Annotated in this window: 12 protein-coding genes and 1 pseudogene; 1 reads left to right on the top strand and 12 read right to left on the bottom strand. The window is 46.7% G+C overall.

All coding sequences use genetic code 11. The features are described from left to right. Nucleotides 1-186 precede the first annotated feature (186 nt). The 9 genes and pseudogenes from QT992_RS31615 to QT992_RS31575 all read right to left on the bottom strand — a co-directional run bounded on the left by QT992_RS31615 (nt 187) and on the right by QT992_RS31575 (nt 8,958). The gene (locus QT992_RS31615) at nt 187-387 is read right to left on the bottom strand and encodes a hypothetical protein (RefSeq protein WP_015174854.1); all 201 of its coding nucleotides are present in this window, start codon (nt 385-387) and stop codon (nt 187-189) included. Beyond that, nucleotides 384-728 carry a hypothetical protein gene (locus QT992_RS31610; protein WP_333342478.1) on the bottom strand — a complete coding sequence of 115 codons (345 nt, stop codon included), beginning with the start codon at nt 726-728 and terminating at the stop codon, nt 384-386. Before QT992_RS31610 ends, QT992_RS31615 begins: the two co-directional genes overlap by 4 nt. Nucleotides 729-833: 105 nt before the next feature. Then, on the bottom strand, nt 834-2,198 hold the full coding sequence (locus QT992_RS31605) for an FGGY-family carbohydrate kinase (RefSeq protein WP_333342475.1): 1,365 nt from the start codon (nt 2,196-2,198) through the stop codon (nt 834-836). Nucleotides 2,199-2,404: 206 nt separating this feature from the next. Next, complete coding sequence (locus tag QT992_RS31600; protein ID WP_242720993.1) at nt 2,405-2,614, bottom strand: type II toxin-antitoxin system HicB family antitoxin; 210 nt, start codon at nt 2,612-2,614, stop codon at nt 2,405-2,407. Then, nucleotides 2,614-2,868 carry a type II toxin-antitoxin system HicA family toxin gene (locus QT992_RS31595; protein ID WP_333342472.1) on the bottom strand — a complete coding sequence of 85 codons (255 nt, stop codon included), beginning with the start codon at nt 2,866-2,868 and terminating at the stop codon, nt 2,614-2,616. Before QT992_RS31595 ends, QT992_RS31600 begins: the two co-directional genes overlap by 1 nt. A 105-nt stretch (nt 2,869-2,973) precedes the next feature. Continuing rightward, nucleotides 2,974-4,377, bottom strand: a complete 1,404-nt coding sequence (locus QT992_RS31590) for a serine/threonine-protein kinase (protein WP_333342469.1) — start codon at nt 4,375-4,377, stop codon at nt 2,974-2,976. A gap of 349 nt (nt 4,378-4,726) precedes the next feature. Then, nucleotides 4,727-6,562, bottom strand: coding sequence for a biosynthetic-type acetolactate synthase large subunit (ilvB, locus tag QT992_RS31585; RefSeq protein ID WP_333319399.1), 1,836 nt, complete (start codon nt 6,560-6,562; stop codon nt 4,727-4,729). Nucleotides 6,563-6,634: 72 nt separating this feature from the next. Then, a pseudogene (locus QT992_RS31580) lies at nt 6,635-6,808 on the bottom strand (RNA-guided endonuclease TnpB family protein); the annotation flags it as partial. An 863-nt stretch (nt 6,809-7,671) separates the two neighbouring features. Continuing rightward, on the bottom strand, nt 7,672-8,958 hold the full coding sequence (locus QT992_RS31575; protein WP_333319397.1) for an MFS transporter: 1,287 nt from the start codon (nt 8,956-8,958) through the stop codon (nt 7,672-7,674). A gap of 353 nt (nt 8,959-9,311) precedes the next feature. Here QT992_RS31575 and QT992_RS31570 point away from each other — a divergent pair, with 353 nt between their 5' ends. Beyond that, nucleotides 9,312-9,650, top strand: a complete 339-nt coding sequence (locus QT992_RS31570; RefSeq protein ID WP_006633346.1) for a P-II family nitrogen regulator — start codon at nt 9,312-9,314, stop codon at nt 9,648-9,650. A 156-nt stretch (nt 9,651-9,806) separates the two neighbouring features. On the opposite strand, the gene rdgB is transcribed toward QT992_RS31570, so the two are convergent. The 3 genes from rdgB to QT992_RS31555 form a co-directional block, all read right to left on the bottom strand. Next, complete coding sequence (gene rdgB, locus QT992_RS31565; RefSeq protein ID WP_333342466.1) at nt 9,807-10,394, bottom strand: RdgB/HAM1 family non-canonical purine NTP pyrophosphatase; 588 nt, start codon at nt 10,392-10,394, stop codon at nt 9,807-9,809. A gap of 28 nt (nt 10,395-10,422) precedes the next feature. Further along, entirely contained in the window at nt 10,423-11,031 is a 609-nt protein-coding gene (locus tag QT992_RS31560; RefSeq protein WP_333342464.1) for a hypothetical protein, read from the bottom strand. A 166-nt stretch (nt 11,032-11,197) separates the two neighbouring features. Beyond that, entirely contained in the window at nt 11,198-12,625 is a 1,428-nt protein-coding gene (locus QT992_RS31555; protein WP_333342463.1) for a phosphoglucomutase/phosphomannomutase family protein, read from the bottom strand. Between the last annotated feature and the right edge of the window lie 416 nt (nt 12,626-13,041).

The raw sequence follows: 13,041 nt of genomic DNA, 5'->3' as shown, positions 1-13,041 counted from the left end.
AGATGCCTGTTCCACAAGAAAATTCACTCTTTGTGGAACAGGCCGAAAAGCCTGTTCATAAAAGACTTATTAACAATAATGCAACATCGCAAGATGCCTGTTCCACAAGAAAATTCACTCTTTGTGGAACAGGCCGAAAAGCCTGTTCATAAAAGACTTATTAACAATGATGCAACATCTCATATCTTATTCGACTACCTGAGATTCCACACGCCTGTATTTACCCGCCAAACGTTCTCGACGCTGGCGGCGGTTATCAGCTTCAAATATGGCGATTAATTCATCCAGGTTTAGAGTCAAAGCGTCCAACTGTTGGCAGACTTCACGCATCTTTTCAACGTGTCGCTTTCTGGTTTCAGCGTCGGGGATTCTAGGTTGTTGATTCATGACAAATTCCAATCCATTTTGATTTCTCGGATAGTTGCTTCTGAGGCATCGACAGCCGCCTCTGTTTGTTCTATCGTTCTATACAGAAAGTTTAACGTATCCGCAGTCGCAGCGGGTTGAGATTCTGCTACCTGCTGCAAAAGCCTGTACAAACGATTGTAAGGGTTTCTCAACCTTTCCTTAACATTATCCAGAGATTCTAGTTCGGGGAGTGTCGCTTCTGTCTCGCCAAACTGCTGCATTAAAATGTATTCTGTAGCGGTTGTCTCGTTGAGGATTTCCACTAGCCGCTGCTGCAAGGTAAAAATTGTGTTCAGGATGTCATCATGTAGCTTTGCCATTGTCCTTAATTTTTAGGGATAACAACTTAACACAATATATCAGAATGTTTACTTCCTCTCATTTTAGTTTTAATCGAGAGCGATATCAGTCCAAATTTACTACCTTTAAATTTGCGTTCCATGCTTCGCCAATAACGCACTTCCATAAGCAGCCGCAGTATGAATTGGCGTTACTACAGGCACTTTTAAATAACGCTTTCTAATCGCACTCCAAACCGAATTTTTTGCCCCGCCGCCAGCAGTATAAACTTTTGTCAAAGGAGTTGCACCCAATTCTTGCAATAATTGATATCCCCGCGCTTCAATCCGCGCTATGCTTTCTAGCAAACCGTGCAGAAATTCCACTGAATCAGTGGGACGCGGTTCGAGTCGGGGCGGCAAATTCGGGTCATTAATCGGAAAGCGATCGCCCTTTTTCAACAATGGGTAATAATCCAGCAAACTCTCTTGTTCGGGAGCAATTAGTGTGCTATAATTCTGTAACTCAACATCAGTAAAAAAGTGTCGCAGCACCGCACCTCCGGTATTAGAAGCACCTCCAACTAACCACAAATCCCCTGCCAGGGCGGGCACGGGGGCACCGCCCCTACAAAAGGGGGGGAAACGATGACTGTAAATCCCGTATCTAGAATCATCTACGCGGGTATGACTTAACAGTTTGACTGCTAGTGTAGAACCGAGAGAAGTTACTGCTTCCCCCGGAGAATTGACACCGCTTGCTAAAAATGCTGCAATGCTATCGGTTGTGCCAGCACAAATCATACAATCGCGGGGAAAACCGAAGCGATCGCCCACTTGAGCTCTCACTTCCCCCACAGGCGTGCCCGGTGCGACAACTTGTGGCAATTCAGGAGTTGCAGCGCCCGCAATTCCCTCTATCAGCCAATTCGGATAGCACAAAGTATCAACATCGAAACCGAGTTTCAAAGCATTGTGATAGTCGCTAATTCCTAATTTCCCGTGTAGCAGAAATGCCAGCCAGTCAGCTTGATGCAGGAAAACCGTAGGGGCGGTGCCCCCGTGCCCGCCCTCCTGCCACCAGCCGTGCCCGCCCTCCTGCCACCAGCCGTGCCCGCCCTCCTGCCACCACAGGAGTTTTGCCAGACTCGATGTAGCGCTCAATACTGTGTGGTTATCCGGCGCGATCGCCCGCAACCTCTCTGTCACCGCTGCACCGCGCGCATCATTGTATAAAATCGGCTCGCATACGGGTATACCGTCGGTATTGCACAGCATGACAGTGGAGGATGTGCCGTCAAGGGCGATCGCCCTTACCTGATTGCGGATTGTTCGGGGAATTTGCTCAATTAAATCCCACAGCGCATTTTGCCACAGCGAGGGCAATTCAGGCTGTTGCTGCCCCTTGTTAGCAAAAGTATATTCAGTCTCACAATGTACTGTACCCTGGGAGTCTATGACAGTCGATCGAGCGCCCGTGGTGCCGAAATCTATTCCCAAATAAAGATTCATTTGCCACTCCCGCGAATTTTCCTATATCTCAGAAACCGGGTTTTTTTACGAAAATCTTTCGTTGTCACCCACAGATTAGGTAAAAAACCCGGTTTCTTTGGCATTAGTGCGTAAGTTCATGGCTTAAGCATGGGGGCTAGAAACCCGGTTTCTACGAGTTTTGCGTTGAGTGACGAGAAATCTAGAAAGAAACCGGGTTTCTGAGATTATCGTGCTTCTACATAGTCACAAAGCGTAGTTGGTTCGGGAATCGGTAAACCTTCTTCTCGCAATCCTTCTAAGTGAAATTCGATCGCTTCTTTAATTTGCTGCTGTACTTCCGCAAGGGTAGCGCCTGTGGCTGCACATCCGGGTAAATCTGGTGGATATGCTGAATAATTATTGGGTGTTTTTTCAATGACAATGGCATAACGCATTAGTTGAGATCCTCATCTTTATGATTGGTTTCGACTTCGTTAGGTTCTTCTTGCTCTTTGACTTCTCTCAATAGAGCTTGTTTGAGAATATTATTGAATGTACCCGGCGCCAAATCGTCAGAGAGTTTACCAGGAACTGTAACTAAACCGGATTTGGTAGGATGTTTGTACTGGCGGTGACTCCCTCGTGTTCTAGCGAGATACCAAGCGTCTGCCTCTAGTTGTTTAATGATATCTCTGACTTTTGTTGGCATTTATTATTAATGTAACTAGCAGGTACTGAAATGACGAAAAACCTATAACTTCGTAGAAAAAAGTCCTTAAAAAAATGCTTAACAAAGGGCTGAAATCGCTAGAGATTACAGCTTACATTTCTCGATGCGAGAGAAGAGAACCAAACCCCACCACCCCACCAAACCAAACCCCACCTGCACGCAACAACGAACCCACGGTAGGTGGCCCTCTGGTGCTTGCAGATTAAAGGTTAAATCATCGTACTCCAACCAATCTTTCCTCCCCTTTTTCCTCTTTCGCCAACCGACGTGATCGCCTAGCTTCTTTTCAGTATCCCAATCAACTTTGCCGCCCACTTCCAACCAAATTTTTTTCTGGACACTAAAGCCGAAACGATCCTGACTGTATTTTACCCACAATTGGTCGATCGTCCGTAAATCATCGCAAGGAAAATTATCAATTGAGTCAGTATCAAAATAATCTTCCTTCTCCCGTCTCGCAGCTTTCAGCATTACCTTTATTGTTTCCTGATCCGCCTCTTTCCACTTTCCTGCTGCTAATAAATCCCGGAGACGAGTATAGTCAACACCCTGCGCTGATTTAAGCGAGTCTGGTGGCGTTGCTGGTGGAGGTGTTTGAGCTGATAATTGAGGTAATCGAGTACCAATATCCTGCAAAACTTCAGTAGCAGATTGATAACGTTTTTTAATAGCAGGTTGTATCATTTTATCTAAAATCTGACCCAGTTCCGAACTGACAGATGTTTTTAAATGTTCTCGCCACACCCAATCAAACTCGCTATCATCGAATAAATCTATTGGCTCAACATCAGTTAACAGACACAGACAACTTACACCCAGACTATAAATATCACTAGCATGAACGGCTTTGCCGTTGGCTTGTTCGGGTGCGGTATATCCAGCCGTCCCGATCCGCGTTCCCGTTACTGCTAAAGCCGTTTTTGTCGCATATTTCGCCGCACCAAAGTCAACTAAAACCAGTTGCCCATCTTGTCTGAGAATAATATTGTCGGGCTTGATATCTCGGTGAATGACTTGGCGAGAGTGAATAAACTCAAATACTGGCAATAAATTATTAAGCAAATTGCGAATCTGCGTTTCAGTAAAATATCTCTGAGATTTTAATGCTTGAGCTAAATTTTCACCGTCGATGAACTCTTGGACTAAATACTGGCGTCCATCTTGACTAAAATATGCTAATAATTCTGGAATTTGAGGATGTTTCCCTAACTGTTCTAAGCGTACTGCTTCAAGCTCAAATAACTCAGTAGCTTTCTGGATACTAGAAGTGCCTTGAAATTGGGGGTAAAATTGTTTAATAACGCAGGGAGGTTTTGAGGGTTTATACTCGTCAATAGCTAGAAAAGTGCGCCCAAATCCCCCTTGTCCAATAATTTTTTGGGCTCCGTAGCGATCGCCCAATAGCAGTTTATTGCCGCATTTTTGACAGAATTTTGTATAGCCAGACTGGTTTTGGAATAGGCAATCCGGGTTGAGACACTGGCTCATAAAAGATGCTTAGAGATTAGAGATTAAAGCTCTGGATGCGATGCCAGCGGACATGGTGTTAAATGTGGAACAGCAGAGCCGGGTAAGGACATGGCATTGCCTTTCATCGTGTCAACTTAAGTCTGAAACCTTTGATATCTCTCGCTTTTATCCGAGGCCAGATCCCCCTAAATCCCCCTTAAAAAGGGGAGTAGGGGTTGACTTTAATCGGACTCTTGTCCCCCCCTTCTTAAGGGGAGTAGGGGTTGGCTAGGGGGGATCTGGCCTCGGCGATAAACAGCAGTCTATGACTACGTTTGACCTTAAGTTGAGACTAATAGGCACTGCCTAAGTCCCCACTCAAAACTCGTTAAACTTTTGTCCCGCACTCAGGACAAAACTTATTGCTCGAAACATTCTTAGCGCCGCAACTCGGACAATAAACCAACTCCGCAGATTGCAACTTGCTACGTTCGGGCAAACCAACCATTTGAGCGTTGCTCTTACCTGGAACTACCATCGGATAGCAGTTTTCGTCCCTCGTCACCTTGACGTTCATCAGCACCGGGCCCTCGTGAGCGAGCATTTGAGCGATCGCATCTTTGAGTTCCTCCGGTTGCGAAACCAGCATCCCCTTCACGCCATAAGCTTCAGCCAGCATCACAAAATCCGGCATCCCCACAGTCATATTCGACGAGGAATAACGCTCCCCGTAGAAGGCCTGCTGCCACTGCCGCACCATACCTTGCCAGCCGTTATTTACAATCACAATCTTGACATTAATGCCGTATTGTGTTAGTGTTCCCAGCTCTTGAATATTCATTTGCACGCTAGCATCGCCAGCAATACAAATCACTTGCTCATCGGGTAGCGCCATTTTCGCGCCCATAGCAGCCGGCACCCCGAAACCCATCGTGCCCAAACCAGCGCTCGAAATCCAGCGGCGCGGCCCGTTGTTCAAGAATTGAGCCGACCACATTTGATGTTGACCGACATCTGTTGTGTAGTAAGCATCCGGCGCTTGAGTCGCCAACTCGGAAATCACCTCTTGCGGAGACAAAATGTCTGGGTAATGAGGCACAACTAACGGATAGTCCTGTTTCCACTGATCGATCCTGTGCAGCCATTCCGCAGTCTGTCCGGCCTTCCCCGAAACTCCAGTTTCCCGACAGCGGCGCAGCAAATCGATCAAAACTTGGCGGACATCTCCGACAATCGGCACGTCAGGGCCGCGATTTTTGCCTACTTCCGCAGGGTCGATATCGATGTGAATCACCTTTGCGCGCGCGGCAAACTCGTCTAATTTGCCCGTCACGCGATCGTCAAACCTCGCCCCGACAGCAATCAGCAAATCGCACTCGGTAACGGCAAAATTAGCGTAAGCAGTGCCGTGCATCCCCAGCATTTTCACCGACAAAGGATGGTTTTCGTCAAAGGAACCTTTGCCCATCAGCGTTGTCGTCACCGGCAATTGGAAAAGTTCGGCCAGTTCCTTAATTTCCTCGTGGGCCCCCGCCGCGATCGCCCCGCCCCCGACATAAAGCAAAGGACGCTTTGCTTCCTTCAGCAAATAGATTGCTTGATTAATTTGCCGGGGATTTCCCTTCACCGTCGGCCGGTAGCCCGGAATTCTCACCGATCCGGGTTCCACGGGCAGATAGTCAAATTCTTCTAAACCCACATCCTTGGGCACGTCAATCAACACCGGCCCCGGCCGCCCTGTACTCGCGATGTGGAAAGCTTCAGCCACAATTCGCGCCATATCTATCGGGTCGCGCACTACATAAGAATGCTTGACAATTGGCAGGGTAATCCCGTAAATATCTGTTTCCTGAAACGCATCAGTGCCGATCGCCGGACGGGGCACCTGACCGGTAATAATAACCATCGGGATCGAATCCATGTGGGCTGTCGCAATCCCCGTCACCAAATTAGTTGCGCCGGGCCCCGAAGTAGCAAAACAAACCCCAACTTGTCCGGTAGCGCGGGCGTATCCGTCAGCCGCGTGAGCAGCGCCTTGCTCGTGTCGCACCAGAATATGTTTGATAGCGCCCGTTTCTTCAGCGCGGTAGAGTTCGTCGTAAAGTGGCAGAATTGCGCCGCCGGGATAACCAAAAATATGCTTTACGCCGTGGCGGATCAAGCTGTCAATCAGAGCAAATCCACCAGTTGCACGTCTGATGGTCACTTTAGTTTTTAGTTGCACAGATTTTCCTTCCTTAAACTAATTATGTTTTTTAATGAAAGCTTTTATAGCTTGTAAAACTATAGTCATCTATTACATGACGTGGGAGGCATGAAGTCCCTCCCCTTTCGCTTTTACTTTGAGCGGATTAACCCGCCTCGGCTGAACTACGCAGCTCCCTATCCCATCGCTAAACGCATTTGGGATTGCTTTTCTCAAAATATTATAAGACCCGTTAGCATCGGCATTAATCATCTGGCTATATGATACTAGCATTGTCTATTGATGTTTACAATCTTAATCATGTTTTATAATACTATAGCCTTTCTCAGAAAGATGAGGTACTCATGGGCATAGGGCATAGGGCATAGGGCATAGGGCATAGGGCATAGGGCATACCTCACCACGCTTGAGAACCGCTATACTTTAATCTCAATAGTCAAACTCTGAAAATTTGACTGCTGATATTTTACAAAAAGTTTGGCGAGCGGGTGGTGTCCGATCGCGAAATGGTGGAACAGTAGAGGCTCAAAAGAAACAGAGGAAATCGCTGTTTCTATGCCGATTTACCGTGATATGACGCTTGTATAGCATTCTTGATACTCCCCACTGATGAATCAGGGGGATTCTTGAATAAGACCACAAAGGGACTTTCAAAGGCGCTATCAATGCGCCTCTACCCACTCAGCATGGACGCATCCAAGCTTTGCGTATACTTTTGGCTTTTTTCGGCTTTCGGAGTCCATCACTTATGCCAGATAGGTACGCTCCACATTTTGATATTTTTTGTCAGTTAAATAGGCTGACTGCTCAAATGCAGTAGTGGCTTACTGTGCCGGAATCTCACCGAAACTAAAATGTTTCAACACGTAGATGGTTATTCTTAGTCGCTGCACTTATCATATCATTGCGACTCCAATTGCGATCCTTCCACGGCGACGGTCGTCGCAGTCGCTTTCCTCCCCATGTCTAAAGCCAGGGGCTTCTCGCTCGTTTTTTGGTGATTCGGCATTCGACAAGAAAAACTAATCGTTTGAGCAATTAAGAACGTCCTAATCATCAGGGCGGTTGCTATGTTATGGATCGATCGCGAAAACCAAGCCCTCTTGCTTCTTCCTTCTTTGCAAAGTTTACAGAACATCCTGCAAGACTTTGCGAGTATGTTTCCAAGCTGCCATGCCCATCACCGAGACCAAAAAGCCCAAACCCAGCAACACGATCCGCAAGCCGAGGTCATCCGAGCCGACGGCTTGGCTGACAGCATCCGTCAGCGGGCCGGTCAGTGCTAAAGGCAAGCTCAGAGCAATATTAATCGCATTGTTCTCCAAGCCAAAAACTTTTCCCTGCATAGATTCTGGAGTTTTTTCTTGAATCAGAGCTTGCATCGGGCCGTTAATTAAGGAAGCCCCAAAACCGAACAGAGCGCTCAATCCGAATCCCACCCATAACAGTCGAGTAAAGGCAAACATTGCTAATACAAAACCCATCATCAAGAAACCGATTAAAGGCAGAGGTTTGTGGTGCATTCGATGACCCCAGTGTCCCAAAAAGGCTGCGCCGAAGACCATTCCGACTCCCGCTGCAGCCAGCAAAAAGCCAAATTGAGTTTCTTTGAGACCTATTTTGCCTGAAAGCGCGATCGCCAGCACCTGAAGCGCCGCAAACACGGAATACAAAATTGTCAACTGCACCATCGCGTTGCTGACAAGGTGATTGTGTTTCAAATACCGCAAACCTTCTTTGAGGTCTTGCCAAGGATGGACGTTTTTGCCACTGCTGCCGGCATGACTTTCTTTGATCCGCATGGTATAGATCAAACCTGCAGATATCAGGTACAGCCCGCCGAGCAAAAACTCTTGAGAAGCTGTTCCGAAGCTGTGTTTGACCCAACTAAACAGCGGTTCGCCGATCGTCATCCCGACAATAATCCCGCCCATTGTGGACGAGGCGAACAGCGCATTTGCTGACATCAGTCCCTCTCGCCCTACGGTCAGGGGGATTGCAGCCTGCTCTGCCGGAGCAAAAAATTGCGTTACGGTAGAGATTAAAAACGTCATCGTCAACAAAACGACAAAAGCTTTGGGCAAAAACGGCAAAGCTACAATCAACGCGGCTCGAATCACGTTGCAGGCAATCAGCATTTGCTTTTTAGAAAAGCGGTCTACGACGATACCGGCGGCCGAACCAAAGACGATCGCCGGCACGGTGTAGGCAATCATCACCGCTGACAGCATAGAATTTTCCTGATTCTGTCCAGGTGTATAACCGCCAGTTTTCACGAGGATAATCAGCAATACGTAAAAGATTTTATCCGCCACTTGGGCCAATAACTGGCCCGTCCACAAGGCGAGGAAGGGGCGATTTCTCAGTAGGGCATCAAGCCCGCTGCGGTCAGGGGGAGGGCTAGCTGGGTGCATAGGAATAGTTTAACTGACCGCCTCTGGCAATTATAGTTTTCAGCAATACGTGCAAATCTCACATAGCAAAGCGGAAACTCGGAAAACTCCTGTCTCCTGGGGTCTTTTTCTGTTTTAGCAGATCGGCGGGGGACGGCTGCTGCAGTCTTCTTAACTCTACCGCGATCGACCGGAGCCGAGATCCCGCGCCCCCGGCAAATCCGAGAATATTGTTAAAGGTTGGCGTGCATTTCATCGCGAGTACAAGATAGGGTAATATACTTGACAAAATACTTGCTGTTGGCCGTGATATTAAAAGATGTCACGCCGCTTAAGTAATATAACGAAGGTACTAACTGTTAGGAGTGAGAAACTTGAAAAAGGTTGAAGCTATTATTCGCCCCTTTAAACTAGACGAAGTGAAAATCGCACTCGTCAATGCTGGTATTGTGGGGATGACTGTTTCTGAAGTTAGAGGTTTTGGCCGTCAGAAGGGCATGACAGAACGCTATCGCGGTTCTGAGTACACCGTTGAGTTCTTGCAAAAGCTCAAGGTCGAGATTGTTGTGGAAAACGATCAGGTTGACATGGTGGTTGATAAAATTATCGCGGCTTCCCGCACGGGCGAGATTGGCGACGGCAAGATTTTCATCTCTCCTGTAGAACAAATTATTCGGATTCGGACTGGGGAAAAGAACTTGGAGGCAATCTAAGATACTGGGGCATTGGGCATTGGCCAAACAGGGCATTGGTAATTGGTCATCGGTAACTAATCATTGCCAACGAAAAACCTCTTTCCTGTTTACTTTTGATACCTAAGTGTCAATATCCAATGCCACAGTTACCCCATGTTTTGGCTTTTTTATTCATTAGGGGTTGACAAGGTTCGCCATTTGTGGTATAAGAGCGTGGAAGGCTCGGCCGCGGTGAGAGTGCGATCGCTTGATATCCGGTGTCATTTCGGCAAAAGTCTGTTGCTGTGCGGGTACGTAGAAAATGGGGTCATATCCGAAACCTCCCGTACCGCTAGGAGTGTGGAGGATTTCGCCGCGGCAAATTCCTTCTACTTGCAAGGCAATTGTACCGTCGGGACGCGCGATCGCGATCGCGCAAACAAATTGTGCTTCCCGGTTTTGTTCGCTTCCCAATTCTTTGAGAAGTCGAGATATCCTGTCAGCATCGGTTTTCCCGTAGCGCGCGGAGTAAATCCCAGGTTGACCGTCGAGTGCATCTACCATTAAACCAGAATCATCCGCGATCGACCATTTGCCCGTTGCTTTTGCGACTTCAGACGCCTTCAAGCAAGCATTAGCAATAAAAGTTTCGCCTGTTTCCTCGATTTCCAACTCTTCCGGTTTGAGCTCCAATTCCCATCCCAAATCCTGAAGATAAACTTGCATTTCCTTGAGTTTACCCGGATTGCCCGTAGCTACAACTAGCAATTTGCGATCGGTCATTATTTCTGTTAAAACTTACGGCTCCATATTAACAAACATATTGGGAAAATGGTTGCAACAAAATTCCCAAAATCTTATCAACCTCTTTAATATAGTATTCAATCGGATCGATATAAACAATAGTTTCCTCCAAAATCAAGAATTTCCAGTTAGTGCCCGTCGTCACTGCCCCGTAAATGCGATCGACCTCAGTGTCTTGGTTGTGATTGAAACATTGGGCCGCTACCATTGCAGCCACGCATTGACCCAAACCGCCAATGATATCTTCCTTTTTTGCCTCAAAAATTGTTATAACCGGAGCACTGATGAACAATTGTTCTGAAGAACCGCTAATAATATAGTCGCAAAATCCTTGCAAGCCTCTTTCCGGATCTACAGTAAAATCCTTACCGGAAAAAAGAGAAACTCGTTTGTTTAACAATCGCCGAACTTCTGCTAATATCGGGGCAATCAAAAATTCTGATCGAGCTTTTTCAGTGGAAATAAAAGTTGCTAGCGGTACATAATCAATCAGGATTGTGGTTAAAATTTCTGAGGGTGAAACTGGTTTTGTGTCGGCAAATAAATTGCGGCTTTCATCTAAGGTTAATCCAAAATCTTTTTTGACTCTCGCCAGACTGAAATCGCTGTAAGCCATTTGTTTTTATCCTAAAATTTATCTGATATAGGAATAGTATTTCATTGTGAGTAAGATTTTTTTTTACCGCAGAGGCCGCAGAGGACGCAGAGAAAGATAGATTTGAGATCGAGTCATCCGCGTTCATCTGCGTTCATCTGCGTTTATCTGCGGTGGAAAAGTCCGATTAATTATGCGCCCAAGCTTTCGCCCAGTTTAAGTTTTGCATAACTTCTTTCAATGTAGCTGCTTCTGAATACAGGCGCAACACGGGTTCGGTTCCGCTAAACCGAATTAACAGCCAACTTCCGTCAGCTAAGCGGAATTTATATCCGTCAACTTTGTTGCAATCTACAACTGCTTTGCCGGCGATTTCTGTTAAGGGTTGATTTTGCAGCAGCGACAGCAAACGCGACCTTTCTTCCATGTTTGCTAGGTGCAAGTCGATTCTGTCATACGCTGAGGTAAAGCTTGTTTCTTGTTGCAGTCGGCTGTAAATTTCGCTTAAGTCTTCACCGGATTTGACAACGGCTTCTAACAAGTACAGCGCTGACAGTAAAGCATCTCGTTCGGGGATGTGTGTACCGTAGCCAATTCCTCCTGATTCTTCGCCGCCGACTAAGACTTGGGTGGTTAACATTCGATCGGCTATATACTTGTAACCGATCGGCGTTTCAAATAAAGGCAAGTCGTACAGCTTGGCAATTTTGGGAATTATGTCTGAACCGCTGACTGTTTTGATGACTTCCCCGGTCAAGCCGCGCCGTTTTGCTAAATGTTCGATTAAGATGGGAACGAGGATTTGTGAACTGAGGAAGTTGCCGCTAGAGTCAACGGCTGCAATTCGATCGCTATCTCCGTCAAATACAAATCCGATGGACAAACCAGAACTTTTTCGCTGGTGAGTACGCATCACCCGAAATAACTGCGACAGGTAGCGCGGTAAAGGTTCCGGTGCACCGCCGCCGAACAGCGGATCTCGATCGCTGTTGACTTCATGTACCGGAACTTCTAAAATTTGAGCTAGTCCTCCTGCTGCGGCACCGTGCATTACATCTACAAATACTGTAATTTTGCCGCTGGCGATCGCTTCTTTAATTGCCTCAATATCTACCATTTGCCGCAAGGTTTTGCAGTAAGCTGGCCAAGGATTGAAATTCTCTAATTTGCCGGGAGTTGCTGAAAGTGCCGCCGGATTTTCGAGTTTTGCTTCTATCTGTTGAGTAACTTCGGGCGAAACTGAACCGCCAAATCCGCCCTTGACTTTTAACCCTAAATATGCGCCGGGATTGTGGCTGGCTGTCAGGACGATCGCACCCAAAGCATTTAATTGTTTGGCAGCTAAACTAAAAGCTGGAGTGGGGGCGTAGGATTCGCTCAGTAACACGTCAAATCCTGCGTTCTGGACTGCCTTAGCCGCTGCGAGGGCAAAATCTTCAGCCAGAAATCGGCGGTCGTAACCGACAATTACAGTACCGCTGCTGCGATCGCTACTGCCGGTTTGTGCGAGAACTTGTGCCGCTAGGGGAGCGACTAACGCTACGCGATCGAATGTAAAATCGTCAGCAATGATGCCGCGCCAGCCATCTGTACCGAATTTAATAGGATGATTCATTGGTCAAAAAGGATTAATCACCCGTCCATTTTAAAAGCTGGACGGGCGATCGTCATCCGATTGCCAATTTTTGATTTAAGATTTTAAAGTTATTGCGAGTTCTGACAATGTTTTGAAGGCGACGTGACGTACCAGTTTTTATTAATCCTTTGTACCTAGCTACTTGCTTGTTGTAGAACTGATTGACGCTTTTAAGTGGTTTAAGCTGTTCAGCATTTAAATAGGGTGTGAGGATTTGGTGAAAGGGAACAGGGAACGGAAAAGGGGGAACAGACAATATGTAATTTAAATGCACGACAGCTTACCATTTATTGCTAACGGTTGGATGGTTGGGTCAATCGATTTTAGATTTTAGATTTTAGATTTTAGAATTGAAGCATTGACTTGCGCGAGATAAATACGTTCGGCAAGTTTCA

It is taken from the genome of Microcoleus sp. T3_D1, assembly GCF_036700405.1.
GTDB lineage: Bacteria > Cyanobacteriota > Cyanobacteriia > Cyanobacteriales > Microcoleaceae > Microcoleus.
Note: the sequence above shows the minus strand (reverse complement) of the source record. Positions and strands in the feature narration are given on the sequence as shown.